General features: G+C 73.0%; 23 protein-coding genes. 12 read left to right on the forward strand and 11 right to left on the reverse strand.

Going from position 1 to position 26,293, the window contains the following annotated elements:
* The first annotated feature begins 349 nt into the window (after positions 1 to 349).
* Positions 350 to 1,717, forward strand: a complete 1,368-nt coding sequence (locus ACGF3A_RS00280) for a dicarboxylate/amino acid:cation symporter (protein ID WP_393724220.1) — start codon at positions 350 to 352, stop codon at positions 1,715 to 1,717.
* Between the two features lie 163 nt (positions 1,718 to 1,880).
* Positions 1,881 to 2,537: a TetR/AcrR family transcriptional regulator gene (locus ACGF3A_RS00285; protein ID WP_393727055.1), complete on the forward strand. Its 657-nt coding sequence runs from the start codon at positions 1,881 to 1,883 to the stop codon at positions 2,535 to 2,537.
* Here ACGF3A_RS00285 and ACGF3A_RS00290 read toward each other — a convergent pair.
* On the reverse strand, positions 2,470 to 3,327 hold the full coding sequence (locus tag ACGF3A_RS00290) for a MaoC family dehydratase (RefSeq protein ID WP_393724222.1): 858 nt from the start codon (positions 3,325 to 3,327) through the stop codon (positions 2,470 to 2,472). The genes ACGF3A_RS00285 and ACGF3A_RS00290 overlap by 68 nt on opposite strands.
* A gap of 17 nt (positions 3,328 to 3,344) precedes the next feature.
* Positions 3,345 to 4,688: a 3-oxoacyl-ACP reductase gene (locus ACGF3A_RS00295; protein ID WP_393724224.1), complete on the reverse strand. Its 1,344-nt coding sequence runs from the start codon at positions 4,686 to 4,688 to the stop codon at positions 3,345 to 3,347.
* A 72-nt stretch (positions 4,689 to 4,760) separates the two neighbouring features.
* On the opposite strand from ACGF3A_RS00295, the gene ACGF3A_RS00300 reads away from it, so the two are divergent.
* From ACGF3A_RS00300 to ACGF3A_RS00315, 4 genes are all read left to right on the forward strand, one after another.
* Positions 4,761 to 6,080, forward strand: a complete 1,320-nt coding sequence (locus ACGF3A_RS00300) for an acetyl-CoA C-acetyltransferase (RefSeq protein ID WP_393724226.1) — start codon at positions 4,761 to 4,763, stop codon at positions 6,078 to 6,080.
* 101 nt (positions 6,081 to 6,181) lie between these two features.
* Positions 6,182 to 8,095, forward strand: coding sequence for an AMP-dependent synthetase/ligase (locus tag ACGF3A_RS00305; protein WP_393724228.1), 1,914 nt, complete (start codon positions 6,182 to 6,184; stop codon positions 8,093 to 8,095).
* An 87-nt stretch (positions 8,096 to 8,182) separates the two neighbouring features.
* Positions 8,183 to 9,109: a hypothetical protein gene (locus tag ACGF3A_RS00310; protein WP_393724230.1), complete on the forward strand. Its 927-nt coding sequence runs from the start codon at positions 8,183 to 8,185 to the stop codon at positions 9,107 to 9,109.
* 99 nt (positions 9,110 to 9,208) lie between these two features.
* Entirely contained in the window at positions 9,209 to 10,204 is a 996-nt protein-coding gene (locus ACGF3A_RS00315) for a zinc-binding dehydrogenase (RefSeq protein WP_393724232.1), read from the forward strand.
* Positions 10,205 to 10,305: 101 nt separating this feature from the next.
* Here ACGF3A_RS00315 and ACGF3A_RS00320 read toward each other — a convergent pair whose 3' ends face one another.
* The 7 genes from ACGF3A_RS00320 to ACGF3A_RS00350 all read right to left on the reverse strand — a co-directional run bounded on the left by ACGF3A_RS00320 (position 10,306) and on the right by ACGF3A_RS00350 (position 17,197).
* A complete protein-coding gene (locus ACGF3A_RS00320; RefSeq protein ID WP_393724234.1) occupies positions 10,306 to 11,517 on the reverse strand; it encodes a lipase family protein in 1,212 nt (403 codons plus the stop codon).
* Between the two features lie 90 nt (positions 11,518 to 11,607).
* Positions 11,608 to 12,573 (reverse strand): TauD/TfdA dioxygenase family protein, encoded by a 966-nt coding sequence (locus ACGF3A_RS00325; protein ID WP_393724236.1) that lies wholly within the window; start codon positions 12,571 to 12,573, stop codon positions 11,608 to 11,610.
* 212 nt (positions 12,574 to 12,785) lie between these two features.
* On the reverse strand, positions 12,786 to 13,238 hold the full coding sequence (locus ACGF3A_RS00330) for a thioesterase family protein (RefSeq protein ID WP_393724238.1): 453 nt from the start codon (positions 13,236 to 13,238) through the stop codon (positions 12,786 to 12,788).
* Positions 13,235 to 14,203 carry a 3-hydroxyacyl-CoA dehydrogenase NAD-binding domain-containing protein gene (locus ACGF3A_RS00335; protein WP_393724240.1) on the reverse strand — a complete coding sequence of 323 codons (969 nt, stop codon included), beginning with the start codon at positions 14,201 to 14,203 and terminating at the stop codon, positions 13,235 to 13,237. Before ACGF3A_RS00335 ends, ACGF3A_RS00330 begins: the two co-directional genes overlap by 4 nt.
* Positions 14,204 to 14,271: 68 nt before the next feature.
* On the reverse strand, positions 14,272 to 15,165 hold the full coding sequence (locus ACGF3A_RS00340; protein WP_393724242.1) for a 3-keto-5-aminohexanoate cleavage protein: 894 nt from the start codon (positions 15,163 to 15,165) through the stop codon (positions 14,272 to 14,274).
* Positions 15,166 to 15,219: 54 nt separating this feature from the next.
* Positions 15,220 to 16,182, reverse strand: coding sequence for a TetR family transcriptional regulator C-terminal domain-containing protein (locus ACGF3A_RS00345; protein ID WP_393724244.1), 963 nt, complete (start codon positions 16,180 to 16,182; stop codon positions 15,220 to 15,222).
* 82 nt (positions 16,183 to 16,264) lie between these two features.
* Complete coding sequence (locus ACGF3A_RS00350) at positions 16,265 to 17,197, reverse strand: MurR/RpiR family transcriptional regulator (protein WP_393724246.1); 933 nt, start codon at positions 17,195 to 17,197, stop codon at positions 16,265 to 16,267.
* Positions 17,198 to 17,319: 122 nt separating this feature from the next.
* Here ACGF3A_RS00350 and ACGF3A_RS00355 point away from each other — a divergent pair, with 122 nt between their 5' ends.
* From ACGF3A_RS00355 to ACGF3A_RS00380, 6 genes are read left to right on the forward strand one after another with little or no spacing between them, the layout of a single operon-like run.
* Positions 17,320 to 18,498 carry a C45 family autoproteolytic acyltransferase/hydolase gene (locus ACGF3A_RS00355; RefSeq protein ID WP_393724248.1) on the forward strand — a complete coding sequence of 393 codons (1,179 nt, stop codon included), beginning with the start codon at positions 17,320 to 17,322 and terminating at the stop codon, positions 18,496 to 18,498.
* Positions 18,499 to 18,510: 12 nt separating this feature from the next.
* Entirely contained in the window at positions 18,511 to 20,211 is a 1,701-nt protein-coding gene (locus ACGF3A_RS00360) for an ABC transporter substrate-binding protein (protein ID WP_393724250.1), read from the forward strand.
* Positions 20,212 to 20,218: 7 nt separating this feature from the next.
* Complete coding sequence (locus ACGF3A_RS00365) at positions 20,219 to 21,169, forward strand: ABC transporter permease (RefSeq protein ID WP_393724252.1); 951 nt, start codon at positions 20,219 to 20,221, stop codon at positions 21,167 to 21,169.
* A complete protein-coding gene (locus ACGF3A_RS00370; protein WP_393724254.1) occupies positions 21,166 to 22,062 on the forward strand; it encodes an ABC transporter permease in 897 nt (298 codons plus the stop codon). The genes ACGF3A_RS00365 and ACGF3A_RS00370 overlap by 4 nt, the downstream gene beginning before the upstream one ends.
* Positions 22,063 to 22,067: 5 nt before the next feature.
* Entirely contained in the window at positions 22,068 to 23,060 is a 993-nt protein-coding gene (locus ACGF3A_RS00375) for an ABC transporter ATP-binding protein (protein WP_393724256.1), read from the forward strand.
* Entirely contained in the window at positions 23,057 to 23,962 is a 906-nt protein-coding gene (locus tag ACGF3A_RS00380) for an ABC transporter ATP-binding protein (protein ID WP_393724258.1), read from the forward strand. The genes ACGF3A_RS00375 and ACGF3A_RS00380 overlap by 4 nt, the downstream gene beginning before the upstream one ends.
* A 13-nt stretch (positions 23,963 to 23,975) precedes the next feature.
* Here the strand turns inward: ACGF3A_RS00380 and ACGF3A_RS00385 are convergent, their stop codons facing one another.
* Positions 23,976 to 25,391, reverse strand: a complete 1,416-nt coding sequence (locus ACGF3A_RS00385) for an MFS transporter (RefSeq protein ID WP_393724260.1) — start codon at positions 25,389 to 25,391, stop codon at positions 23,976 to 23,978.
* A 274-nt stretch (positions 25,392 to 25,665) separates the two neighbouring features.
* Positions 25,666 to 26,133 carry a carboxymuconolactone decarboxylase family protein gene (locus tag ACGF3A_RS00390; RefSeq protein WP_393724262.1) on the reverse strand — a complete coding sequence of 156 codons (468 nt, stop codon included), beginning with the start codon at positions 26,131 to 26,133 and terminating at the stop codon, positions 25,666 to 25,668.
* Positions 26,134 to 26,293: the final 160 nt, after the last annotated feature.

Raw genomic sequence — 26,293 nt, forward strand, 5'->3', positions numbered from 1 at the left:
TCCGGTTCGCGCCCTGACCTGCGCGGTTCATCTCCGTGTAACACGCGTCACACACTTCTCAGCGCCCCATCGGGAATGACCCTTCCCCGATGGGGCGTTGACGTTTCTCGTACCTGCCCCCCAAAGGAATGCTTTGGGTAAGCCAAAGACGGAGTGTTAGCGTGACCGGCGTGATATCAGCAGCCCCCGCTTCCGACGACGCGCGCCGACCCGGCGTCCCGCTCGTCGCGCGGCTGCACGTCGATCTGTGCCGGTGCCTGTCGGCGGTCTGTCGCTGACCGATGGCCCGGACTACCCTCCGGCGCATCCCGTCACCCTTCCCCCTCCCCGTCTCTGAAGCCTCCGGAGTATGTCCGTGTCATCTGTCTCTGATACGCCCGCGCCGGCCGCCCCGGCGCGGTCCCGCATACCCAAGATCCCCTTCTGGGCCCAGATCCTGCTCGGTCTGGTCCTCGGCGTCGTCCTCGGCTGGGTCGCCCGGAACTGGGACGTCGCCTGGCTGGGCACCACGCTCACCAAGGTCGGCGAGATCTTCGTCCAGTTGCTGAAGCTGGCGGTCGCGCCGCTGGTGTTCTTCGCGATCACCATCTCGATCACCAACCTGCGCAACGTCCACAACGCGGCCCGGCTCGCGACCCGCACCCTGCTGTGGTTCATGGTGACCTCGCTGATCGCGGTCGTCATCGGGATCGCCATCGGCCTGCTGACCAACCCGGGCTCCGGCACCGGCCTCTCCGCGAAGGACGCGGCCAAGCCGCCGTCCGACAGCACGGGCTCGTGGCTGGACTTCCTCACCGGGATCATCCCGACCGACGTGATCACGCCGTTCACCGAGCTGAAGGTGCTCCAGATCGTCTTCATGGCGGTCGTCGTCGGCATCGCCGCGCTGAAGCTCGGCGAGAAGGCCGAGCCCATCCTGCAGCTCGGCGAGTCCGTGCTGGCGCTGCTCCAGAAGGCGCTGTGGTGGATCATCCGCCTCGCCCCGATCGGCACCATCGGCCTCATCGGCACCGCGATCAAGGACTACGGCTGGGACCTGATCGGCTCCTACGCGACCTTCACCGCGGACGTCTACATCGGCGGCGCGATCGTCCTGTTCGTCGTCTACCCGCTGCTCCTCGCGACGGTCGCGAAGGTCAGCCCGCTCCAGTTCTTCCGGGGCGCCTGGCCCGCCATCCAGCTCGCGTTCGTCTCCCGCTCGTCGGTCGGCACCATGCCGCTGACGCAGAAGGTGACCGAGCGGCTCGGCGTGCCGAAGGAGTACGCCTCGTTCGCGGTGCCGTTCGGCTCCACGACGAAGATGGACGCCTGCGCCTCGATCTACCCGGCCATCGCGGCGATCTTCGTGGCCGAGTTCTTCCACGTCGACATGGGCATCAAGGAGTACCTGCTCATCGCGTTCGTCGCGGTCGTCGGCTCCGCCGCCACGGCGGGTCTGACCGGTGCGACCGTGATGCTCACCCTGACGCTGTCGACGCTGGGCCTGCCGCTGGAGGGCGTCGGGCTGCTGCTCGCCATCGACCCGATCCTCGACATGGGCCGCACCGCGGTGAACGTCGCGGGCCAGGTCGTGGTCCCGGTGCTGGTCTCGGCCCGCGAGAAGATCCTCGACCTGGAGGCCTTCCGTACGGCGCGGAGCTTCAGCATCGAGGAGGCCGAGCAGGACGACTCGCAGCGCACCGCGCCGGTCCCGGCCGCGGCGGGCGCGAGCGGCTGAGCGCACGGCACCGTTCAACTTCCGGGGGAGGGCTCATCCGTGAGCCCTCCCCCTTCGGTTCGGGGCGCGTACCCTTGCCCTGGCCATGGCTACGGGGCGGCGGAGGGGCGCGCGCGTGGGGACCAACGTGGGGACGAGGACGACGGGCAAGGGGCACAAGCGGATGCCGCGTGCCGTGCGCGAGCGGCAGATGCTCGACGCGGCGGTCGCGGCCTTCGCGCGGCACGGCTACCAGTCGGCGTCCATGGACGACATCGCGGAGGCGGCGGGCGTGTCCAAGCCGCTCGTCTACCTCTATCTGAAGTCCAAGGAAGAGCTGTTCATGGCCTGCGTGCGGCGCGAGGTCGGGGCGCTGGTGGAGACCGTGCGCGAGGGGACGCGGGAGCGTGACCTGCCCGCGGACCGGCAGCTGTGGAACGGGCTGCGGGCCTTCTTCACGCACACCGCCGCGCACCCCGACGGGGTGACGGTGCTGCACAGGGCGCGTACGCAGGGGGAGCCCTTCGCGCAGGAGGTCGTCGCCATGCGCGCCCAGATCACGGACATCGTGACGGTGCTGCTGGCGCAGGCCGCTCAGGACGCCGGGTGCGACAGCGAACTGGCCGACCGCGAGGTCTCCGGCCTCGCGCACGCGCTGGTGGGCGCCGCGGAGTCGCTGGCCGAGTGGGCCAACTCCCGCCGCGACGACTCCCCTTCGGCCAAGGAGACCGCGGCGACGCTCATGAACTTCTGCTGGGCGGGCCTGGAGAACCTCATGAAGGGCGAGCGGTGGACACCCGCCCGCCCCACTTCCCCGACACATGGAGCCGCGAGCGCGTGACGCCGCCGCGCACCTCGAAGTTCCCGTCCTCCTCCCCGTAGGTCACGCGCGCGGGCAGCAGTACGGGCGCGCGGAAGGCCGCCTCGGCCGTACGGAGATCCGCGGGCGCCTCCGCCAGGCAGCGCGCGAACGTCCACATCCCGTGGGCGAGGGCGCGCGGGAAGCCGAACAGGCGGGCCGTGAGCGGGTGCAGATGGATCGGGTTGCGGTCGCCGGAGGCCGCGGCGTACCGGCGTCCGAGCCCGGCGGGCAGCTCCCAGGTGGCGCGCAGGGGCAGCGCCGCGCGCTCCTCCCGTGCTTCCCGCGCCTGCCGTGACTCCCGGGCCCCCTGCTCCGCGCGCTTGTGCCGGAAGAGGTATGTGCTGCGGGAGTGCCACACCTCCTCCCCGTCGAGCAGCGCCCTGGTGTGCACGCCGAACTCGGTGCCGCGCGCGTGCGGCACCGTCCCCTCCGCGCGTACGGCGAGGGTGAGCCGGTCCGCCGACGCGAGCGGCACGTGCCGGGTCAGCTCGATGCGGGTGTGCACCAGCCCGAGCACGGGGAACGGGAAGTCCCGCGCCGTCATCAGCCGCATCGCCAGCGGGAAGGCGAGCACGTGCGGATAGGGCGCCGGGAGGAACCCGTCGTCCTCGAACCCGCACACCCGTGCGTACGCGCGCAGCCGCGCCGGGTCCGGCACCGCCTCGTGCGTCAGCTCGGTGCGGGGGAGCCGGGCGCCGTCGTACGGGCCGCGCTTGGCCAGCGGCGAGAGCGCGGCCTTCAGCAGGGGACTGGTCGTCGGACCGGTCATCGCTCGCCTCACGCTCCTCACGCTCCCAGCAGGGACTGGCCGCAGACGCGGACGACCTGGCCGTTGACCGCCGAGGAGGCGGGGTCGGCGAGCCACGCGACCGTCTCCGCGACGTCGACGGGAAGGCCGCCCTGGGACAGGGAGTTCATCCGCCGCCCGGCCTCGCGGATGAGGAGCGGGACGGCGGCGGTCATCTTCGTCTCGATGAAGCCCGGCGCCACGGCGTTGACGGTGACGCCGTGCTCGGCCGCGGCGCGCGGCGCCAGCGAGCGGACCAGGCCGGTGATCCCCGCCTTGCTCGCCGCGTAGTTGGTCTGCCCGGTGTTCCCGGCGATGCCCGCGATGGAGGCGGTGGCCACCACCCGCCCGTGCCCCTCGCGCAGCGCGCCGACGGTGAGCAGGTGGTCGGTCGTACGGAGCACGCTCGCGAGGTTCACGTCGAGGACCGCGTCCCAGCGCTCCGCGGCCATGTTGGCGAGCCTGCGGTCGCGGGTGATGCCCGCGTTGTGGACGAGGACGTCGAGCCCGCCGGACGGCAGCGCCTCGGCGATACGGGCGCCCGCGTCCGGCGCGGTGATGTCGAGGGGGAGGGCCGTGCCGCCCAGGCGCGCGGCCACGGCGTCGAGTTCGGCCGCCGAGCCGGGGACGTCGAGGCAGATCACCGAGGCGCCCTCGCGCGCGAGCACCGCCGCGACCTCGGCGCCGATGCCGCGCGCCGCGCCGGTCACCAGGGCCGTACGCGCGCCGGGCGCCGCCTCGTCCGGTTCGGGCCCGGGCCCGGCGATCTCGACGACCTGCCCGCTGACGTACGCGGAACGGGGCGAGAGCAGGAAGCCGAGGGCCGAACCCGCGGCCCGTATGCCCGTGTCCGGGGCGATACGGACGAGTTGCGCCGTACGGCCGCCGCCCAGCTCCTTGCCGAGCGAGCGGACGAAGCCCTCCAGGGCCTGCTGGGCCGCCGCCTGGTGGTGGTCACGGGGCGAGGGGACGGCGCCGAGCACCACCACGCGCCCGCCGTTTGTCACCGAACGCACAATCGGGTGCAGCCGCTCGTGAACTCCGCGCAGTTCCGTGACGGTCGCGATCCCCGTAGCGTCGAGCACCACGGCAGCACAGCGCGGCGTGCCCTCGCGGGCGATCCCCTGCACCACCGGCAGGCCGCAGCCGCAGGCGTCGAGCGCGGCCGACACCTCCTTCTCCTCGTACAGCGAGGCGGCCGTGAGGTGCAGCAGCGGCCCGCCCTCCAGCGCCGGACGCTCCGCCGACCAGCGGTGCAGGCGTTCGGGGCGCGGGAGGCCCAGGCGGCGGGTGAGGAATCGGCCGGGGCGTGTGGATGTCCAATGAAGGTACCGATCGGCCATTCCCCTGCTCCTTCGCCTCACGTAAATTTACTTCCGAGTAAGGTTACTTTCAGGTCAGGAGTTTGGCAGCGGATGTCGACGAAGAGTGCGCAGGGCTCCGGCGGGCTTCTCAGTCCCCGTGTCTCCCGCCGCGTCGCCGTGATCGGCGGCAGCCGGATTCCGTTCGCGCGCGCCGACGGGCCGTACGCGGCCCGCTCGAACCAGGAGATGCTGACCGCAGCGCTGGACGGGCTCGTCGAGCGCTTCGGGCTCCAGGGGCCGGGCGCCGTGGGCGAGTTCGTGGCGGGTGCCGTGCTCAAGCACAGCAGGGACTTCAACCTGGCGCGCGAGACGGCGCTGGGCTCCGCGCTCGACCCGCGCACCCCGGCGTACGACCTCCAGCAGGCGTGCGGCACCGGGCTGCAGGCCGTCATCGCCGTCGCCAACAAGATCGCACTCGGCCAGATCCCGGCCGGGATCGCGGGCGGCGCCGACACCGCCAGCGATGTGCCGCTCGGCGTCAACGACGCGCTGCGGCGCACCCTGCTGGAGGTCCGCAGGGCGCGGACCCTCAAGGAGCGCGCCCGCGCGCTGACTCGGCTGCGCCCCCGCCACCTGGTGCCCGACATCCCCCGCAACGCCGAGCCGCGCACCGGCCTCTCGATGGGCGAGCACGCCGCGCGCACCGCCCGCGAATGGGGCATCGGCCGCGCCGAGCAGGACGAACTGGCCGCCGCCAGCCACCGCAACCTCGCCACCGCCTACGACTCCGGCTTCCTGCACGACCTCGTCGTCCCCTTCCAGGGCCTCGCCCGCGACCAGAACCTGCGCCCCGGCACCTCGCCGGAGAAGCTCGCCGCACTGCGGCCCGTGTTCGGCGAGGGCGAGGGCGACGGCGCGACGATGACCGCCGGGAACTCGACCCCGCTGACCGACGGGGCCGCGACCGTGCTGCTCGCCAACGAGGACTGGGCCCGCGAGCGCGGCCTGAGGCCTCTCGCGTACCTGACGGCGTACGAGACGGGCGCGGTCGACTTCGTGGACGGCGAAGGCCCGTACGACGGGCTGCTGATGGCGCCCGCGCTGGCCGTGCCCCGGATGCTGGAGCGGGCCGGGCTCGGGACCGGGGACTTCGACCTGGTCGAGATCCACGAGGCGTTCGCCTCCCAGGTGCTCGCCACGCTCGCCGCCTGGGAGAAGCAGGGCCTGGCCCCCGTAGACCGCGCGCGGCTGAACGTCGCGGGCTCCTCGCTCGCCACGGGCCACCCCTTCGCCGCGACCGGCGCCCGCATCGTGGCGACCCTCGCCAAGCTCCTCGCCGAACGCGAGGGCATGCCGCCGAACGCGCGCGGCCTGATCTCCGTCTGCGCCGCGGGCGGCCAGGGGGTGACGGCGGTTCTGGAGCGGGCGTAGGCGTACGCGCACGCCGTCCGACCGACGGTGGCCGAGCACGTGAGGACGGGGACGGACGACCAGGGCACGGGGGACAGCAGCGCACTGAGGAGGAGCCGCGCATGACCGTTCAGGCACAGACACCGGCGCCCGTGGTCACGGAGCCGCACAAAAAGACCGAGAACGGCACCGTCCGGGAGGTGTCCGTACCGCCTCTCGCACCCGCCGTCACCCACGGCTCGCTCGGCGACATCCCCTTCACCAACGCCGTCGAGGCCCCGGACGAGGCCGTGCTCAGCCGCAAGACCCGCGGCGACGGCAGCGCGTGGCGGGACGTGACCGCACGGGAGTTCGCCGCCGAGGTCCAGGCCGTCGCCAAGGGCCTGCTCGCGCACGGGCTGATGCCCGGCGACCGGCTCGCGATCATGGCGCGGACGACGTACGAGTGGACGCTGGCCGACTTCGCCGCCTGGGCCGTCGGCCTGGTCACCGTGCCGGTCTACCCGACGTCGTCGGCCTCCCAGGCCCGGCACATCCTCCAGGACGCGGGCGTACGCGCCTGCTTCGTGGAGGACGTCGAGCAGGCCAGGATGCTCAGCGCAGAGCGCGGCAACCTGCCCGCGCTGGAACACCTGTGGCAGTTCGACACGGGAGCCGTCGGCCATGTCGTCGACGCGGGGCGCGAGATCCCCGACGCGCTCGTCAACGAGCGCCGCGCCGGGGTCGGCCCCGGCGACATCGCCACCCTCATCTACACCTCGGGCACCACGGGCCGCCCCAAGGGCTGCGTCCTCACGCACGGCAACTTCTTCGCCGAGGTCGACAACGCGATCGAGCTGCTCCACCCCGTCTTCAAGTCCGTCAGCGACGACCCGCCCTCGACGCTGCTCTTCCTGCCGCTCTCGCACGTCTTCGGGCGGATGGTCGCCATCGGCTGCCTGCGCGCCCGCGTCCGCCTCGGCCACGCGCCCAGCATCCAGACCGAGGACCTCCTCGCGGACCTCGGGGGCTTCCGGCCCACGTTCCTGCTGGGCATCCCGTACGTGCTGGAGAAGGTCTACAACACGGGCCGCGCCACCGCCGAGAAGATGGGCCGCGCCTCCTCCTTCGACCGGGGCGCGCGGATCGCCCAGCGGTACGGGGAGGCCGTCGAGGCCCAGGAACACGGCCTCGGCAAGGGGCCGGGCCCCGGCCTGCGCGCCGCGCGCGGCCTCTACGACCTGCTGATCTACCGCCGGATCCGGGACGCGCTCGGCGGCCGCTGCCGCTACGTCATCTGCGGCGGCTCGCCGCTCGGCCACCGGCTCGCCGCCTTCTACGAGGGCGCGGGCGTCACCGTCTACGAGGGCTACGGGCTGACCGAGACGACGGCCGCCGCGACCACCACCCCGCCGCTGCGCCCCCGCCTCGGCACCGTCGGCTGGCCGGTCCCGGGAACGGCCGTCCGGATCGCGGACGACGGGGAGGTGCTGCTCCGGGGCGGCCAGGTCTTCGGCGGCTACTGGGACGCGGCCACCGGCACCGCCGTCCCCGCCGTGGACGCCGGGGGCTGGCTCCCGACCGGGGACCTCGGAGCCCTGGACCGCGACGGCTACCTCAGCATCACGGGCCGCAAGAAGGACCTGATCATCACCTCCGGCGGCAAGAACCTCGCCCCCGCGCCCCTGGAGGACTGGCTGCGCGCCCACCCGCTGATCAGCCAGTGCCTGGTGATCGGCGACAACCGGCCGTACGTCACCGCGCTGCTCACCCTGGAGCCGGACGGGCTCGCGCACTGGCAGCAGATGCACAAGAAGCAGGGCATGCCGCTGTCCGAGCTGGTCACCGACGACGATCTGCTGCGCAATCTCCAGCAGGCCGTGGACGAGGCGAACTCGCAGGTCTCCCGCGCGGAGTCGATCCGCAGGTTCGCGGTGCTGCCCCGCGACTTCACGGAGCACAACGGCCATCTCACGCCGTCGATGAAGCTGCGGCGGGCCGCGATCGTCCGGGACTACGCGGAGGAGATCGAGCGGCTCTATCCGACCCGGAGGTAGCGATGTCACCAGGCGGCGGTAACGTGAAATAAGTATCACGTGAGGACATCGCGGGGCAGTCTCAGCGCCCTCGCAGGAGGGACCGCCATGACAACGCCCCCGCCGCCGCCTGGTCCGCCGCCCGGTCAGCCCCCGGGTCAGCCCCCGCAGGGTCCGTACGACGGGGGTGGCTTCGGCCCGCCGCCCGGCCCTCCGCAGGGTCCCCCGCAGGGCCCGCCCCAGGGTCCGTACGGCGGCGGTGGCTTCGGTCCGCCCTTCGGCCAGCCCCAGCAGCCGCCCGGCGGGGGCGGGGGCAACGGCAAGGTGGTGGCGATCGTGGTGGCCTGCGTGGTCGTCGCCGCGCTGGTCGTCGGCGGCGTCGCGCTCTTCGCGGGCGGCGGGGACGACGACGGCGGCAAGGACAAGGCCGGGGGCGACAAGTCGAGCAGCCCCAGCGCCTCCGACCCGGCCTCGGACGAGCCGTCGGAGGAGCCGACGACCGAGGAGCCGTCGGAGGACCCCACGCCGAGCGAGTCGGCGGCCACGTACAGGCTGACGTTCCCCAAGAAGCTGGAGAACGGGAAGTTCCGGCTGACCAAGGACATGAGCGACAAGGTCGCGGGCGGCGGCTCGGGCCAGAAGGCGCACATGGGTTCGTACACCTCCACGTCCTCCGCCACCGAGCGTCTCCTCTACGCCGGGGCCAAGGGCGAGGACTTCGGGAACCCCGAGCTGTCCAAGGACCAGATGATGAAGGGCATGGAGGGCAGCCCCTCCATGAAGGTGGCAGTCAAGCGCCGCGACATCACGCCCGACGGCGCCGAGGACCCGCTGACCTGCGAGGTGCTGGTCAAGTCCCAGGGGGGCCGGAAGCTGACGATCCCCGTCTGCGCCTGGAGCAACCCGGGCACGGCGGCCTATGTGGCGAACGACAGCCTGAAGACGTACTCGGTCAAGCCCGCGGACGTCGACCTGGAGGACTTCGCCGAGCGCGTCAACACCATCCGCGACGAGGTCCGCAAGCCCGTCGGCTGACCCCCCCTGCGTGGCCGTTCCCCGCTCTTGACTTGAACGGAACTTCAAGTCGGAGACTCTCCGTGCAGGCCGGGACGGAAGAGCGAGGGAGTGGTCGCCATGCGTGCGGTGCGGGTCGGGCGGTTCGGGGGGCCCGAGGTGCTGGAGCCCGTGGAGCTGCCCCCTCCGGTCCCGGGTCCAGGGCAGGTGCTGGTCGAGGTCGCCCACGCGGACGTGCTCTTCCTGGACACCCAGCTGCGGCGCGGCGACGGCGCGGAGCTCTTCGGCGTACGGCCGCCGTACATGCCCGGCGGTGCCGTCGGCGGGCGCGTGGCCGAGGTCGGCGAGGGCGTCGGCGCGGCCTGGCGGGGGCGGCACGTCGTCGGCCGTACGCCCGGGGGCACCGGCGGTTACGCGGAACGGGCGCTGCTGGACGCCGCCACCGTGCTGGCCGTTCCGCACGGCCTCGCGCCGCGTGACGCCGCCGCGCTGCCGCACGACGGGCCCACCGCGCTCCGCCTCTTCGACCTCGCCGTCAGCGCGGGCAGCCTGCGGCCCGGCGGCTGGGTCCTGGTGCTCGCGGCGGGCGGCGGCCTGGGCACGCTGCTGGTCCGGCTCGCGAAGGTGGCGGGCGCGCATGTCGTCGCGGCGGCGCGCGGCGCCCGGAAGGGGGCGCTGCTGCGGGACGAGCTGGGCGCCGACGTCGTCGTCGATCCCGGCGCCGACCCCGACTGGACCGACGCGGTCCGCAAGGCCACCGGCGGCAAGGGCGCCGACCTCGTCCTCGACGGCGCGGGCGGCGCGCTGGGCCGTGCCGCGTTCGAGGTCGTCGCGCGCGGCGGACGCTTCTCCGCGCACGGCGCGCCCTCCGGCAGCGCCGCCGCGGTGGACCCGCTGGAGGCGGCGGAGCGCGGGGTGACGCTCGTGGGAATCGAACAGGTCCAGTTCTCCCCGGCGGAGGCCAGGCCCCTGCTGGAACGGGCGCTGCTGTGGGCGGCGAACGGGACCGTGACGCCGGTCGTCGGACAGACGTTCCCCCTGGAGCGCGCTGCCGAGGCGCACGCGGCGGTCGAGGCCAGGGAGGTCGTGGGCAAGACCCTGCTCACGGCGGGGTGAGCGGACGTACGGGGAGGGGGAGGGGGTGGTGCCGGACGGGCTCCGAGCGGGGACCCGTCCGGCACCGGCCTGTGGGGCCTACTGACGTACCGGTGCGACCGCTACCCGCAGTTGCCCTGCGCGGGCTCGCCGGAGAACCGTTTGCCCAGCCACTCCAGCGCCGGGCCGTTTCCGTCGATCGCGGTCTGGACGTGCGTCTTGCCGGGGAAGGACTGCCACTCCACCGGCAGCCCCTTGCCGCACCAGTCCGACCTGAGCCCCTGGCCCAGCTCGTACGGGATCGTTTCGTCGGCCTCGCCGTGGTAGAGGAAGGCGGGCGCCGTCGGCTTCTTCGTGCCGAGCTTGTTGGCGTTGATCGCCTTCTGCCAGTCGGGCTGTTCGAGCGGGTTGCTGGTGGTGACGTCCTCGATCTTCTTGCCCTTGCCCGCGTCGAGGATCTCGCCGACGCAGCCGCCCTTGGTGACCTCGACGAGCTTGCGGCCCTCGTCGTTGAGGTACTTGTCGAGCTTCAGCTCGGGGAAGGCCGCGTCGTGGCCGACGGCGGACATCATGATGTAGCCCGCGCTCTCGCCGCCGTTCGCGTGCTCGGCGACCTTCGCGAGGTCGGCGGGGACGCCGCCGCTGGCCGTGCCCTTGACCTTGAGCTCCGGCGCGTACGAGCCCGCCAGCTCGGCCGCCCAGGCGCTGGCCTGGCCGCCCTGCGAGTAGCCCATGATGCCGACGGGCGAGTCGGCGCCGACGCCCATCTTCTGCGCCTCGGGCAGCTTCTGGGCCGCGCGTGCCGCGTCGAGCACGGCGGTGCCCTCGGCCTGCGCGACGGTGTAGGTGTGGTCGCCGGGGGTCCCGAGTCCCTCGTAGTCGGTGACGGCGACGGCGTAGCCGCGTACCAGCGCCGCGTTGATCAGCGGCGCCTCGGCCGTGCTGCCGTCGGGGAACCCGGCCGAGGGCGCGCACTTGTCGCCGAGGCCGACGGAGCCCACGGCGTACGTGATCAGGGGCCGGGGCCCGGTCTTGCCGTCCTTGGGCACGACGACGGTGCCGGAGACGGTGTTCTGCTTGCCGTTGGCGCTGGTCGAGTTGTAGTTGATCTTCCAGGCCTCGGCGTTCGCGGGCTGGCCGGGCCAGTACTGGAAGGTGGTGGGCTCGGAGCTGACGATGTCCCCGGGACCCGCCTTGGACTTCGGGGAAGCGGGCGCCTCCTGGGCGTGGGCGCCGCCCGCGAGCCCGAGGGCCGACAGGGCGAGCACGGCCGTGACGGTACCGGCCGTGCGCGCTCTGCCGAGAGGTGTCGCCAGTGAAGATGAGTGCTTCATACGGCTCTCCCGACTCTCCTGTGCACAGGGGTGGTGGGTGCACCGTACTGACTCGTCAGTAATTGCGGAACGGGGCGTGCGCGGCCTGGCTCAGAACGGCCGGTCTCCCACGATTGCCACACGCTCGGCGACCCGCCGGTGGGGCGCGTAGTCGAAGAGCGCGTAGTGCTGCGTGGCGCGGTTGTCCCAGAAGGCGATGTCGCCCGGGCGCCAGGAGAAGCGCACCTGGTACTCCGGCACGTGGGCCTGCCGGGTGAGCAGGCTCAGCAGCCGGTCGCTCTCCTCGCGGCCCATGCCCACGATGTGAGTGGTGAACGAGGTGTTCACGAAGAGCATCCGCCGCCCGCTCTCCGGATGCGTGCGCACCACCGGGTGCTCCACGGGCGGGAACCGCTCCTGGAGCCGGAGCAGCTCGTCCCGGTCCGTGAACCGCGCGAAGCCGGGGATGAAGTCGTGCACCGCGGTCGCCCCGTCGATGCGCGCCTTCACCTCGTCGGACAGGTTGTCGTACGCGGCGGCCATGTCCGCCCACATCGTGTCGCCGCCCAGCGGCGGCACCTCGCGCAGCTGGAGGATCGAGCCGAGCGCGGGCCGCTCGCGGAAGGTGACGTCCGTGTGCCAGACGTTCTCGTACGTCGGCCTGGCGTTGCCGCCCTTCTCGAAGCGGACGATGTCCTCGCGGGCGCCGCGCGCGAGGATCGGGTTCGTCTCCAGCTCGCCCCAGTTGCGGCCGAACGCGGCCTGCTCGTCCGGGGTGAGGTCCGCGCCCCGGAAGAAGAGCACCTTCCACTCCAGCAGGGCCCGGTTGATCTCCTCGCGCAGCGCGGGGGTCAGGGGCCGCGACAGATCGGCGCCGCCCCGCAGCCGGACCTCGGCGCCGATGACGCGGGTCTGCGGGACGACCTCGATGTGCTCGTACGGACGCTCGTCCCAGCCCTCGGGGAAGGGGCGCAGGACGCGGACGCCCTCGTACATGCCGCCCTCGGGGACGCGGGCCTCGCGCAGGGCGGGCGACGGCGCGGGCGTCGGGGCAGGGGTGGACGCGGTGATGCTCATGGGGATGATCCTTCGCTTTCGCGGGAGTGGTCGACGGTCGACGGAGCTGGCGAGGACGCGCGCGCAGCTACAGACCGGACCGCTCGCACCCACGGCGCCACGGGACGCAGAGGCGTCCGAACGGGGCTTCGGGGTGCGGGATCATGAGCGACATTCTCGGAGCGGGAGGTGGGAGACGTCAACCACGCCTCCCACCCGCCGCTTCCGGGGGCTCAGAGGGCGACCGCGCGCCCCGCCCAATCGGGGGCCACCTCGGCCAGCTCCTCGTAACGGGCCCTGACCTGGTCGGGGAAGGGCTCGGCGCCGTTCTCCCCGACGTGCACGCCGAGCAGCTCGATCGTCGCGACGGGACGCTCGCCCCCGTCCACGTACATCTCATGGGTGAACCGCGCCTTCTTGGCGGCGGCCCCCAGGATCCGCGTACGGACGGTGATTTCGGCGCCCTCCTTCACCTCGCGCAGATAGCGGATGTGGGACTCGACGGTGTAGAGCGAGCAGCCGGTCGCCTCGCGGTAGGCGGGGTCGAGGCCGGTCGCGTCCATCATCGCGTCGGTGGCGTAGCCGAAGACGAGGACGTAGAACGCCTCGCTGAGGTGGCCGTTGTAGTCGATCCACTCGGGCCTGGCGGTCTCGCGGAAGAGGGGGAGGCTGCCGTCGTCGTTCACGAGGCGTCCCCGTTCCGCTGCTGCTGCGGGAGCCGCCCTGTGGCGCGCAGGACGTCGATGACGCCCTGGTCGCGCTCGGCGACGAGGTCCGCGATGGACCGCCCGTCGGCCGCCTCCTCGCAGCCCTCGACCATCCCGTCGTAGAGCTTCTTGTCCAGCTCGGGGGCCTCCAGGCGCGTCCACGGCGACTTCAGGGAGGGGCCGAAGTGGTCGAGCATGTGTGCCATTCCGCCCTCGCCGCCCGCGAGCGCGAAGGTGAGGCAGGGGCCCATGAACGCCCAGCGCAGGCCGGGGCCCTCGGTGATCGAGTCGTCGATCTCCTTCACGGTCGCCTCGCCGTTGGCGACCATGTGCAGCGCCTCGCGCCACAGGGCCTCCTGGAGACGGTTGGCGATGAAGCCCGGCAGCTCGCGGTCCATGGTGATGACGGACTTCCCGGCCACGTCGTAGAACTCCGACGCCCAGGCGACCGCGTCCTCGTCCGTCTTCTCGCCGCCGACGACCTCGACGAGCGGGATGAGGTACGGCGGATTGAAGGGGTGCCCGACCAGGAGGCGGCCGGGGTTCGCGGCCTCGGTCTGCATGTCGGTCATCGGGTAGCCGGACGTCGAGGAGGCGACGACCACGTCGGCCGGGGTCGCCGCGTCGATCCGGGCGAGCAGGTCCCGCTTCAGCTCCAGCTTCTCCGGGGCGCTCTCCTGCACGAAGTGCGCCTGCGCGCACGCCTCTTCCAGGGTGGGCGCGACGGTGAGCCGGTCGCGGCTCGCGCCCTCGGCCAGCCCGAGCTGGGTGAGCGCGGGCCACGCGGCGTCCACGAGCCGCCGCAGCTTCTGCTCCGCGTCGGGCGCCGGGTCCCACGCGGTCACGTCGTAACCGCGGGCGAGGAAGTGGGCCACCCAGCCGCCGCCGATGACTCCGGCGCCGACACAGGTGATGTTGCGGGTCTGGGTGGGGGTGGGGCGCATGGTGATGCGGCTCCTTCCGTACGAGCGGGGCGGGGGTTACGCGCGCGGGCTTACGCGGGTTACGCGGGTTACGCGCGGGGCTTCAGGCCGAGCCGCTCGCGGGCCTGGTCCGGGGTGGCGACCGAGGCGCCCAGGGACTCGACGATCTGTACGGCACGCTCCGTGAGCTGGCCGTTCGTCGCCTTCACGCCCTTGCTCAGGTAGAGGTTGTCCTCCAGGCCGACCCGGACGTTGCCGCCGAGCAGGATCGACTGCGCGACCCACGGCATCTGCATCCGGCCCAGCGCGAAGCTGGCCCACTGCGCGCCCTCGGGCAGGAAGTTGACCATCGACTGGAGCACGCCGGGGTCGGCGGGGGCGCCCCACGGGATGCCCATGCAGAGCTGGAAGACGGTCGGGTTGTCCAGCAGCCCCTCGTCCAGGAGCTGCTTGGCGAACCAGAGCTGGCCGGTGTCGAAGATCTCCAGCTCGGGCCGTACGCCCAGCTCCTGGATGCGGCGGGCGCCCTTCCGCAGCATCTCGGGGGTGGAGATGTAGAGGTTGTCGCCGAAGTTGAGCGAGCCGCAGTCGAGGGTGCAGATGTCCGGCAGCAGGTCCTCGACGTGCGGGAGCCGGTCGAGCCCGCCGACCAGGTCGGTGCCCTCCAGCGCGCCCTTCTCCAGCGGCTGGTCGGCGTCGAGCACGAGGTCGCCGCCCATGCCCGCGGTGAGGTTGATGACGACGTCGGTCCCGGTCTCCTTCACGCGCTCGACCACCTCGCGGTAGAGCGCCGGGTCGCGGGAGGGGTTGCCGGTCTCGGGGTCGCGCACATGGATGTGGACGACCGCGGCGCCCGCCTCGGCGGCCTCCACCGCGGAGGCGGCTATCTGCTCGGGCGTCACGGGAACGTGCGGGCTGCGCCGCACGGTGTCCCCGGCGCCGGTGAGGGCGCAGGTGATGATGACGCTGTCGTTGAAGGACATGGTGAACCTCCGGGCGTACGGAACGGGGGAACGGGGTGGTGGGGCGGGGAGGGGTTACGCGTTCAGCTCGGTCTCGACGTACGCGAGCAGCGCCTCGTGCATGTCGTCGGCGCTGGTCCCCTCGCCCTCGCCGCTGGCCAGCACCTGGGAGGCGAGGCCGTCGATGAGGGCGGTGAGGCGCAGTGCCCCGGCCTCGGGGTCGATGTCGCGGAAGACGCCTTGCGCGATGCCGCGCCGCAGGACGTCGGCGACGGTCGTGCGCCACTGGCGGTAGTACTCGACGTGCAGCTTGCCGATGGCGGTCGAACGGGCCGCCTCCGCCCACAGGTCGAGCCACACCAGCCACTGGCGCCGCTGCTGCGGGGTGCGCGGGGTCTGGAGGGCGATGAGCTGGCGCAGCTCGCCCGCGGCGTCGCCCTCCCCGGTCCCGGTCCCGCTCCCGGTGCCGGTCCCGGCGGCGTCGGCGAGACGCGCGGCGCGGCTGGCGGTGTCCTCGTCCATGCACCAGCGGACGGCGGCCTCCAGCAGCTCGGCGCGGCCGGGGAAGTGGTAGTGGATCGCCGCCGTGCTGGTGTCGCAGGCGCCCGCGATGTCGGAGACGCGCACGGCGTGGAAGCCGTGCTCCGCGATGAGCCGCACCGTCTCGCGCACGATCTGAAGGGGCCGCCCCGCGACGGGCGCCGGGGGGAGTACGCCCGACGCGGGACGAGTCTGCGGCGCCGGATCCGGTGCCGGCTCCGGGGCGGCGGGCGCGCCGGAGCCGGCACCGGCATCGGCACTGGCTCCGGAACCGAGGAGCCAGGCGGCGTCGATCTCGGCGGCGTCGGCGATCCGGGCCAGCTCGGCGACGGTGAAGCGGCGGCTGCCGCTGAGGGAGCGGGAGAGCTTCGACGGGTCCATCACGATCCGTCGGGCGAACTCGCGCTGACTGCATCCGGCCGCCTCGACGACCTTCCGCACGCGCTCCGCCACCTCACCCGCCGCGTCGGCGACACGGCTGCCCGGCTGTTGCTGCATGGCACGACCGTACGGCGGCGTTGAGCTAAGCGCAACACCGACTGATGCGTCAGTCAGGATCACATCGCAACATTGCGCGCGCTCACCCCTTGCGCCCCCTCCCGTCCCGCTCCTTCTCCGGCAGCAACTGCTCGCGCAGCGCCGTCAGTTGGTGCGAGGTCTCCACGGCCCGCGTCTCGTCCAGGGTGGTGAGGGCGAGGAGCAGCGCGTCGGCGACGACCAGCCCGGTCAGGGACTCGGCGGTGATGCCGGTGGGGGTGTGCGGCGCGGTGATCACGGCCTCGACGCGGTCGGCGAAGGCGTCGCCCAGCTCGTCCGTGACGAAGACGACCTTCGCGCCGACCGCCCGCGCCCGCTCGACCAGCACCGTGAACTCGGTGAGCGCGCGCCCCGGCTGGAAGACGACGATCGCGTCGCCGCGGCCGACCGGCAGCAGCTCGTCGGCGAAGGCGAAGCCCGTCGCGCCGATGTGGCGGGCCCGTCTGCCGATGCGGCCGAGCGCCAGCGCGAGGTGGCGGGCGGCGACCTCGGAGGCCGCGACCCCGTAGCAGAACACCTCGCCCGCCTCCGCGAGCGCGGTCACCGCCGCCTTGAGCGTCTCCGGGCCGGTGAGTCTGCGGCAGTGCTCGATGCGCTCCTGCGCCTCGTCGAACACGTCCCCCCAGATGCCGTCCAGGTCCCGGCCGACGTGGGCGATGCGCTGCTTGAGGCGGACCTCGGGCGCGACCGCGTTCGTGAAATCGGCCGCCAGCTCCCGCTTGAGTGCGGGCAGTCCCGCGTATCCGAGGCGCTGGAGGGCGCGGACCACCGTCGCGTTGCTGGTGCCGCTCTCCGTGCCCAGTTCCTGCGCGCTGGCGAAGAGCAGCCGCTCGGCCTGCGCGGTCACCAGGAGCCGTGCGACGGCCCGCTCGGAGGCGGACAGCTCCTCCCAGCTGTCCCGCACGACGCTGCGCAGCCGCGTGACGCCGTCCGTCGCTTCCGTCAGCTCCGTCAGCCCATCTGCTGAATCTTCCATTACAGGTATTGACTCTCGTGTGACGTGGCTTACGATCCTGGGCAATGCATTTCAATCGGTCCGCTTGCTGAAATCCACGTTACAGCATGCGTTACGGCATGCGGATCCCCGCGAGGAGCGACATGACGCACGATCCCTCCCTTCCGGCAGCTGCACAGAGTCTCCCCGTCATCGAGATCTCCGGCTCCCCCCGCGACCGCGGCAGGCAGTACGGCGAAGCGGTGCGGGACCGGCTCCACGCCGCCATGGGGTATTACGAGGCGGCGTTCGGCGCCTCCGCCGGTCTCACCTGGGAGCAGGTGACCGCGCGGGCCGAGCGCTGGCTGGAGCCCGTGACGGGGTATGCCCCGGAGCTGGCCGAGGAGATGCGCGGCATAGCGGAGGGCGCGGGCGTGGGCCTGCTCGACGTCCTCGCGCTCAACGCCCGGGGCGAGGTGATCTACGACAAGTCGTTCGCCTCGATGGGGGAGAGCGCCCAGGACGGGGACGAACGGGCCGACGGCTGCACGTCGTTCGCGCTCTTCGGCGAGGCCAGCGGCGACGGCCATGTCTACGCGGGCCAGAACTGGGACTGGCGCGCGGGCGTCGCGGACACCCTCGTGATGCTCCGCATCGTGCAGCCCCCGAAGCCGACGCTGATCATGCAGGTGGAGGCCGGGCAGGTCGGCCGCCAGGGCGCCAGCTCGGCGGGCGTCGCGCTGAACGCGAACGGGCTGGGCGGCCGGTTCGACGACGCCATCGGCCTCCCGCAGACCGTCGTGCGGCGCACGGTGCTCGACCAGCCCTCGGTCACCGACGCGCTGGAGGTGCTCTGCCGCGCCCGCGCCCACATCGCCAGCAACGCGCTGCTGACCTGCCGCGAGGGCTTCGCCATCGACCTGGAGACCACCCCGGCGGGCCACGGCTGGATGTACCCCACCGACGGCCTGCTGGTGCACGGGAATCACTACCAGGCGGGGATCCCGGCCCCCCTCGCCGCGAAGGGGTACCGGCCGATGGCCGCCGATTCCCTCGTGCGGGTGCCGCGCGCCGAGCAGGGGCTGCGGGAGCTGCGCGGGGCGAGCGGCCCCGAGGAGTCCCGCAAGCTCATCCGCCAGGCCATGTCCGACCACCTCGGCCACCCCGAGGGCCTGTGCACCCACCCGGACCCCCGCAAGCCGGAGCTGACGCACTGGACGACGCTCATCTCCTCGCTCGCCGACCTGACCACGGGGGATTACTACGCCACGGCGGGCACCCCCTGCGACCACGAGTACCAGCACCTTCCCTGGAATCTCTACGACGGCCCGTACGGACGCTAGGAGCGCAGTGCCATGAAGCCCACGCACACCCCGTTCAGGGCGGCCTGGTTCAGGGCGGCAGCCGCGCGGCCCGTTGCCGCCGGGCTCACCGCCGTGATCGCGCTCGTCGTCGCAGGCTGCAGCGGCGCCCCCCAGACCGGGGTGCGCGGCGGCAAGAGCGCGGCCGACCTCGATCTGAAGCCCGTCACGGCCCCCGCCGAGGAGCCGCGGGGCACCGTCAAGTGGCTGCTGGAGGACGAGCCGGACTCGCTCGACCTCGACACCCAGGGCAGCAGCGCGGGCCGCATCGTCCTGACCAACGTGTGCGAGCGGCTCTACCAGCTGCGGCCGGACATGTCGGTGAAGCCCTGGCTCGTCACCAAGGAGTCCCGCCCGGACGACAGGACCCTGGTGCTCTCCCTCCGCAAGGACGTCAGGTTCCACGACGGCACGGAGATGACCGCCGACGACGTGCTGTGGAGCCTCAAGCGGCACGCCGACCCGGACATGGAGCAGGGGGACGAGTTCGAGAACGTCAAGAAGATGGCCAGGACCGGCGCCCACGAGATCACGGTCTCCTTCAAGGAGCCCGACGCGCTCTTCACCAAGGCCCTCGCGGGCGACGCCGGGTTGGTCTACGAGAAGGAGAAGGTCAAGAAGGCCGGCAAGGACTTCGGCACCCCCGGCCAGCAGGACGCCTGCTCGGGGCCGTTCGCGCTGAAGAGCTGGAAGTCGGGCGACTCGATCACCCTGGAGCGGTTCGGGGACTACTGGGGCAAGAAGTCCCTCACCCGCGAGCTGGTCTTCCACTGGGCCTCCGACAGCGCGCTGGTCAACGCGCTGACGACGGGCGCCGCCGACGGCGTCTTCGCCGAGTCGCCCAACACCGCGGCGGCCCTCGACGGCAAGAAGGGCCTCACCCAGCACTACGGGCCCAGCACCTCGGCCCTCACCCTCATCCCGACCGAGCGCGGCGGCCTCGCCGATCCGAAGATCCGCCGGGCGCTCTCCCTCGCCCTGGACCGCAAGGGCATCGCCCAGTCCGGGTACGGAGGCATGGTCGAGCCCTGGGCGAGCAACATCGGCTCGGGCGCGTGGGGTTACGAGAAGCCGGTCTTCGCCGCCGCCCAGAAGAAGCTCGCCGCCTACGCCCCGGCGAGGCCCGACGCGGACGATCTGACCCGGGCCAAGAAGCTGGTCAAGGAGGCCGACAAGAAGCCCGACGGGCCCCTCGTCATCGGCACCGACGCCAGCCAGGGCCGCACGGTGGTGGCGAACGCGGTCCGGGCCGCCCTCCAGCGCATCGGCCTGCGGGGCCAGATCAAGACGGTCCCCACCGCCCAGTTCGAGGAGTTCTACAGCTCGCCCGAGTCCCGCTCGGACATCGACGTGCTCGTCGCCGACTGGTACATCTCCAAGAGCGACCCCCTGGGCTTCTACGACAACGGCCTGTCGAACAGCTCCAACAACTGGGTCGGCTTCAAGGACGCCTCGTACGACGCCTCGGTGCGCAAGGCCCTGCGGACGCTCGACGACAAGAAGCGGGCCCGGCTCGCGGTCAGCGCCCAGAGCGAGTTCGCGAAGGCGTCCGTGTGGATACCGGTCGCGCAGGTCCCCTCCGTCCTGGTCATGCGCCGCGATCTGACGGGCCCGCCCGCCTCGATGGCGTACCTCTACTACCCCTGGGCCGCCGACCTCGGCGGCAAGCAGGGCACTCACGGGAAGAAGGGCTGACACCGCCATGCTCAGCAGACTCTTCCGGCGTGCCGCCGGCCTCGTGGCGACGCTGCTCGCCGCCTCGTTCGTGATCTTCGCGGCGGTGTACGCGGCGCCCGGTGACCCCGCCGTCTTCCTCGCGGGCGGCCGGGACAAGCTGACCCCGGAGAAGCTCGACGCCGTCCGCGAGCAGTATCACCTGGACGAGCCGCTCGTCGTGCAGTACGGCCGCTGGCTGTGGGACTGCCTGCACGGCGACCTCGGCCGCTCCTTCAAGTACTCGGACCAGGTCGCCGACCTGCTCACCTCCCGGCTGCCCACCACCCTCGCCCTCGTGGGCTACGCGACGCTGCTCTTCGTCGTCCTCGGCGTCGGCGCGGGCATCCTGGCCGCCGTGCGGCGCGGCTGGGTCGACCAGACCGTGGTCGGGGGCACGACGCTGGCGGCCTCGGTGCCCAACTTCGTCGCCGCGATCGGGCTCGTCTCGCTCTTCGGCGTCCGCCTCGGCTGGTTCCCGGTCACGGGCGGCGGCTCCGGATTCGGCGGCACCGTCCACCATCTGACGCTGCCCGCGCTCTCCATGGCGCTCGGCGCACTGGCGATCATCAGCCGCGTCACCCGCCAGTCCATGCTGGACGCCGCCGCCTCGGACCATGTGGAGGCGGCCCGCGCCTCCGGCGTCCCCGAGCGGGAGGTCGTCCGCCGCCACATCCTGCGGAACGCGCTCGGTCCCATCGTCACCATGTGCGGCCTGGTCACCGCAGGAATGCTCGCCGGAACGGTCGTCATCGAGACGGCCTTCGGCCTCAGCGGCGTCGGCTCCCTGCTGGTCAACGCCATCAACACCCATGACTTCCCGGTCGCCCAGGCGGTGCTGCTGCTGATGGTCACGGGATACATCGTCGTCACCAACCTCGTGGACGTCGCGCACCCGCTGCTCGACCCCCGGGTGCGCGCGGAGAGGAGAGCGGCATGACGTCCCCGACACTGACCGCGCCCCAGGGACCCCAGGGACCCCAGGGATCCCAGCCTGCCGTCCCCGCACGCCCCTTGGCGCTGCGGCCCAAGCGGCCCGTCGGAGTGCTGATCGCGGCGGGCTTCCTCGTCCTGGTCGTGCTGGCCGCCGTGTTCGCCCCGCTCGTCGCGCCGTACGCGCCGGACGCCATCGACCTCTCCGCGTCGCTCGTCGGCACCGGCGGCGAGCATCTGCTGGGCACCGACGCCTCCGGGCAGGACCTGCTCTCGCGCGTGCTGCACGGCACCCGCACCAGCCTGATAGCCCCGCTGCTGCTGCTCGCCCTCGGCGCGGCGCTCGGCGTCACGCTCGGCACCCTCGCGGCGTGGCGCGGCGGCTGGGTGGACACGCTGGTCTCCCGGATCACCGACGTGATGTACGCGTTCCCGGGGCTGCTCTTCGTGGTGCTGATCATCGCCGTGTTCGGCGCGGGCATGACGACCTCGGTCCTCGCGCTCGGCCTCGCGTACACCCCGACGATCGCCAAGTACACGCGCAGCGTGGCCCTCGCCGAGCGCGCCAAGCCGTACATCGACGCCTACCGCGTGCAGGGCATGGGCGGCGCCCGGATATGCGCCCGCTATCTGGTGCCCAACCTCGGCCGGTCCGTGGTCGGTTATCTGGTGGTGCTCTTCGGCGAGGCCCTGATGAGCCTGGCCACCCTCAGCTATCTCGGCTTCGGCGCCCAGCCGCCCAGCTCCGACTGGGGCCTGATGGTGCAGGAGGGACAGGCGGCCGTCGTGCAGGGCGCGCTGCTCCCCGCCATGGTGCCGGGCACGGCCATCGCCGCCGTCGTGGTGGCGTTCAACATCGTCGGCGTCTGGGCCGCCGACCGCCTCGGCAGCAGGAGGTAGCCGTCATGTCCGCCACGTCACATCCCCTTCTCGACATCGAGGGGCTCACCCTCGAACTCCCGGGCACCGCCCGCCCCCTGCTCGCCGACGTCTCGCTCCAGGTCCGCCTGGGCGAGGTCGTCGGACTCGTGGGGGAGTCGGGCTCCGGCAAGTCGACCACCGCCAAGGCCGCGCTCGCGATGCTGCCCGAGGGCACGCGTACCCGGGGCGCCGTCCGGGTCGAGGGCACGGACGTCCTCGGGCTGCGCGGCGAGGAGCTGCGCGCCCACCGGGCCCGCACCGTCGCGATGGTCCACCAGGACCCGCGCGCGGCGCTCAACCCGGTGCGCCGCATCGGCGACTTCCTCACCGAGCGCCTCGCCCACGCGGGCGTGACCGACCGGCGTACGGCGCGGGAGCGCGCGGTCGAGCTGCTCGGCACCGTGGGCCTGTCCGCGCCCGAGCGCCGCGTCCGCCAGCGCCCGCACGAGCTGTCGGGCGGCATGCTCCAGCGCGTCGTCATCGCGGGCGCGCTCGCCGCCGAACCGCGGCTGCTGCTGGCCGACGAGGCGACGAGCGCGCTCGATGTGACCACGCAGGCCGAGATCCTCGACCTGCTGCGCACGCTGCGCGCCGAGCGCGAGACGGGGATGCTCTTCATCACCCACGACCTGCACCTCGCCGCGGCGTACTGCGACCGGGTGCTGGTGATGTACGCGGGCCGGATCGTCGAACAGCAGCCCGCGAGCGGCCTGTTCGCGCGGCCCCGCCACCCCTACACCCGCGGCCTGCTCGACTGCTCCCCGGCGCTCGGGGACACCGAGGCCCGGCTCCGTCCCATCCCCGGCCGCCCGCCGTCCCTCGCGGACACCTTCACCGGTTGCCCCTTCGCCGCCCGCTGCCCCGACGCGGACCCCGCGTGCGAGACCTGGACGCCGGAGCCGTTCCGGCTGGACGACGCGGCGGGCGAGGCGTCCTGCCGCCGCCTGCCCACCCTGGCCGAGAGGACCCCGCAATGACCGAGCCCGCACCCGCACCCGCACCCGCGGCCGAAGCCGCACGGTCGACCGGAACCGCGCCCGCGAGCGGAACCGCACCCGCGGCCGAAGCCGACGTGCTCGTCGTCGACGCGTTGCGCAAGACGTATCCGCTGCCCGGTGGCGGGCGGCTCACGGCGGCTGACGCGATCGGGTTCCGGGTGCCGCGCGGTGGGTCGATCGGGATCGTCGGCGAGTCCGGTTCGGGGAAGACGACGGTGGCGCGGATGCTCGTGGGGCTCGTGCGGCCCGACTCCGGCAGCATCGCCGTCGCGGGGCGCGCCCGTGAGCACCGGCCGCCGCGCGGCAGGACCGCGCGGCTGGCCCGCGCCCGGGAGATCCAGATGGTCTTCCAGGACCCCTATGTCTCGCTCGACCCCCGGCTGACCAGCCGCCAGTGCCTGGTCACCGCGCTGCGGCTGCACGGCGCCACCCAGGCAGCGGCCGGGGAACGGGCGCTGCGTCTGCTCGACCAGGTCGGCCTGGGCTCGCGGGAGGCCGAGGCCAGGCCGCACGGGCTCTCCGGCGGGCAGCGCCAGCGCCTCGCCATCGCCCGCGCGCTGGCGGTCGACCCGCAGGTGCTGGTGCTGGACGAGGCGGTGGCGGCGCTCGACGTCTCCATCCAGGCGCAGATCCTCAGCCTGCTGGACGACATCCGGCGGGAGACGGGTGTGGCGCTGGTCTTCGTCAGCCACGACCTGGCGGTCGTCCAGCACATCACCGACGAGACGCTGGTGATGCGGAAGGGCGAGGCCGTCGAGCAGGGCCCGACGCCGCGCGTGCTGACCTCGCCCTCGTCCGCGTACACCCGCGCCCTGCTCGCCGCCGTCCCCCGGGAGGGCTGGGACCCGGCGGAGGCGGTCCGCACGGCACGAGAGGAGTGAGCGGCGCCGGGCGTCATCGGGTGCTCTTCGGCTCGCGGCCCGGCTCGCGGCCCCACAGGGCCAGCAGCGCGACGGCGGCCAGCACCCCCGCCACCGCGTACCGGAAGGCGGTCCGGTAGCCCTCCACCTCCACCCCGGAGTCCGCCACCCCGGCGCCCGCCGCCCCGGCGCCCGCGCTCTGCGCCGCGCCCACCAGTACGGCCAGGCCCAGCGCGCTGCCGATCTGGTCGACCGAGCGCTGGACGCCCGAGGCGATCCCGGCGTCGTCCTCGGTGACCCCGTGCAGCGCGGCGTTCTGCAGCGCGATCAGCCCGAGCCCCATGCCGATCGCGACGGCCACCATCCCGGGGATGACGTCCGTCCACAGCGACCCCTTCTCCGGGAGCCGCGCCAGCCAGGCGCATCCGGCGCCCGCGCAGACCAGCCCCAGCAGCGCGGTCGCCGTCAGGCCCAGCGCCCCGATGATCCGGCTGACGACGGCGATGACGCCCAGCAGCGCGGCGCAGAACGGCAGATAGGCGAGCCCGGCGGCCAGCGGGCCCATGCCGAGCACGTGCTGCATGTAGAGCGTGGCGAGGAAGAACGTCGTGGAGAGGGCAGCGCTCAGCAGCACCGTGGCCGCGTTCGCGACCGTACGGGTGCGGTGGGCGAAGAAGCGCAGCGGCACCAGCGGCTGTGCCGTCCGTGCCTCGACGGCGACGAAGGCGGCCAGCGCGAGGGCGCCGCCCGCCAGCGGCAGCAGCACGCCCGTGCTGGTCCACGGGTGCTCGGCGGCGTGCAGCACGCCGTAGACCAGGGCGAGCGGCCCGCAGGTGAGCAGCGCCGCGCCGGGCAGGTCGAGGTGGCGCCACCGTGCCGTGCGCTCGGCGGCGTCCGGGCGTACGCACAGGGGCGTGGCGATGAGCACGGCGGCGACCAGCGGCACGTTGACGAGGAAGATCCAGCGCCAGTGCAGCAGTTCGGTGAGCACGCCGGAGAGCAGGACGCCCCCGACGAGGCCGGAGGCCGAGATGCCGCCCCAGATGCCGAGCGCCCGTGCGCGCTCCTTGGGCTCGGGGAAGAGCAGCGCGATGAGCGACATCGCGGCGGGGGAGGCCAGCGCCTCGCCCGCGCCCTGTCCGAGGCGGGCGACGAGCAGCAGGGGCAGGCTGGTCGCCGCCCCCGCGAGCAGGGAGGAGAGACCGAACAGCGCGGTCCCCAGCAGGAACATCCGCCGCCTGCCGAAGAGGTCGCAGATCCGTCCGCCGAGCAGCAGCAGTCCGCCGCCCGCGAGCGCGTACCCGGTCACGACCCAGGTCAACGAGGCGGTTCCGGCGCCGAGTTCGGCACCGATGGAGGGCAGGGCGACGTTCACGACGGTGACGTCGACAGCGATGAGGAACTGAAGGAGGGAGAGCACGCCGAGGGCGCGCCCGCGAAAGGGATGCACGAAAAGGGAACTCCAGGCCAGGCGCCCGCCCGGATGTGGCGAGTGCCGAGTGAACGATGAGCACCTGTCGCGCCGTCGGCCCCGGTTCGTCGCCGGGCCGTCAGCACGCTGGAGTCACTTCGTGCCGCTCACGCCTGTTCCCTCCCTGTGCGCCGGATCCTCGGTCCGGGCAGCATACGGGACGCCCCCGACGCCCCCGACGCCCCCGACGCCACGGACGCTGCGGGACGCCATCCGAGCCGCGCCCTCCCCTGTGGGGCACGGCACGGTGGCGTCAGAGCGTCACGTTCGGGTCGGCCGGCTGCTTGGTCGTGACGCCGATCCGGTTGAAGAGGTTGGTGGCCGCGATCATCAGGACCAGGGCGCCCAGCCCGCGTTCGTCGTAGTGCTTGGCGGCGTCCTCCCAGACGTGGTCGGGGACCGGGTCGGGCCGGTCGGCGAGCCGGGTCTCGTGCTCGGCGAGCGCGAGGGCCGCGCGCTCGGCGTCGTCGAAGTACGGCGACTCGCGCCAGGCGGCCACGGCGTGCAGCCGCTGGTCGGTCTCGCCGTGCTTCTTGGCGTTGCGCGTCCCGAAGTCGACGCAGAATCCGCACCCGTTGATCTGGCTGGTCCGCAGATGGACCAGCTCCAGCGTCTTCTGCGGGACGCCGCCGCCCTGAACGGCCTTGACCAGCGCCTGGATGGGCTGGAAGGCGCCGGGGACGACAAGGGCGGGGTTCTGCATGCGGGGTGCGACGGTCATGGCGGGCCCTCCTCGGGTCGTGCGCGGCACCGTGCCGTGCACTCTCCACCCCTAGGACGGGACGGGGCGCACAGATGTGACAACACGGGAGCGGGCCCGGTCATCCGTGTGACCGGGCCCGCGATCAGGGGAGGGCGGGGCAGAGAGCGGAAGGGCAGAG

Source organism: Streptomyces sp. NPDC048172 (assembly GCF_043202595.1).
Lineage (GTDB): Bacteria > Actinomycetota > Actinomycetes > Streptomycetales > Streptomycetaceae > Streptomyces.

Coding starts and splice junctions, on each gene's coding strand:
- ACGF3A_RS00360 (WP_393724250.1), top strand. CDS start 18,511: ATGAAGCCCACGCACACCCCGTTCAGGGCGGCCTGGTTCAGGGCGGCA.
- ACGF3A_RS00340 (WP_393724242.1), bottom strand. CDS start 15,165: ATGTCCTTCAACGACAGCGTCATCATCACCTGCGCCCTCACCGGCGCC.
- ACGF3A_RS00355 (WP_393724248.1), top strand. CDS start 17,320: ATGACGCACGATCCCTCCCTTCCGGCAGCTGCACAGAGTCTCCCCGTC.
- ACGF3A_RS00305 (WP_393724228.1), top strand. CDS start 6,182: ATGACCGTTCAGGCACAGACACCGGCGCCCGTGGTCACGGAGCCGCAC.
- ACGF3A_RS00365 (WP_393724252.1), top strand. CDS start 20,219: ATGCTCAGCAGACTCTTCCGGCGTGCCGCCGGCCTCGTGGCGACGCTG.
- ACGF3A_RS00285 (WP_393727055.1), top strand. CDS start 1,881: ATGCCGCGTGCCGTGCGCGAGCGGCAGATGCTCGACGCGGCGGTCGCG.
- ACGF3A_RS00350 (WP_393724246.1), bottom strand. CDS start 17,197: ATGGAAGATTCAGCAGATGGGCTGACGGAGCTGACGGAAGCGACGGAC.
- ACGF3A_RS00370 (WP_393724254.1), top strand. CDS start 21,166: ATGACGTCCCCGACACTGACCGCGCCCCAGGGACCCCAGGGACCCCAG.
- ACGF3A_RS00390 (WP_393724262.1), bottom strand. CDS start 26,133: ATGACCGTCGCACCCCGCATGCAGAACCCCGCCCTTGTCGTCCCCGGC.
- ACGF3A_RS00280 (WP_393724220.1), top strand. CDS start 350: ATGTCCGTGTCATCTGTCTCTGATACGCCCGCGCCGGCCGCCCCGGCG.
- ACGF3A_RS00300 (WP_393724226.1), top strand. CDS start 4,761: ATGTCGACGAAGAGTGCGCAGGGCTCCGGCGGGCTTCTCAGTCCCCGT.
- ACGF3A_RS00290 (WP_393724222.1), bottom strand. CDS start 3,327: ATGACCGGTCCGACGACCAGTCCCCTGCTGAAGGCCGCGCTCTCGCCG.
- ACGF3A_RS00325 (WP_393724236.1), bottom strand. CDS start 12,573: ATGAGCATCACCGCGTCCACCCCTGCCCCGACGCCCGCGCCGTCGCCC.
- ACGF3A_RS00315 (WP_393724232.1), top strand. CDS start 9,209: ATGCGTGCGGTGCGGGTCGGGCGGTTCGGGGGGCCCGAGGTGCTGGAG.
- ACGF3A_RS00295 (WP_393724224.1), bottom strand. CDS start 4,688: ATGGCCGATCGGTACCTTCATTGGACATCCACACGCCCCGGCCGATTC.
- ACGF3A_RS00335 (WP_393724240.1), bottom strand. CDS start 14,203: ATGCGCCCCACCCCCACCCAGACCCGCAACATCACCTGTGTCGGCGCC.
- ACGF3A_RS00380 (WP_393724258.1), top strand. CDS start 23,057: ATGACCGAGCCCGCACCCGCACCCGCACCCGCGGCCGAAGCCGCACGG.
- ACGF3A_RS00320 (WP_393724234.1), bottom strand. CDS start 11,517: ATGAAGCACTCATCTTCACTGGCGACACCTCTCGGCAGAGCGCGCACG.
- ACGF3A_RS00345 (WP_393724244.1), bottom strand. CDS start 16,182: ATGCAGCAACAGCCGGGCAGCCGTGTCGCCGACGCGGCGGGTGAGGTG.
- ACGF3A_RS00375 (WP_393724256.1), top strand. CDS start 22,068: ATGTCCGCCACGTCACATCCCCTTCTCGACATCGAGGGGCTCACCCTC.
- ACGF3A_RS00310 (WP_393724230.1), top strand. CDS start 8,183: ATGACAACGCCCCCGCCGCCGCCTGGTCCGCCGCCCGGTCAGCCCCCG.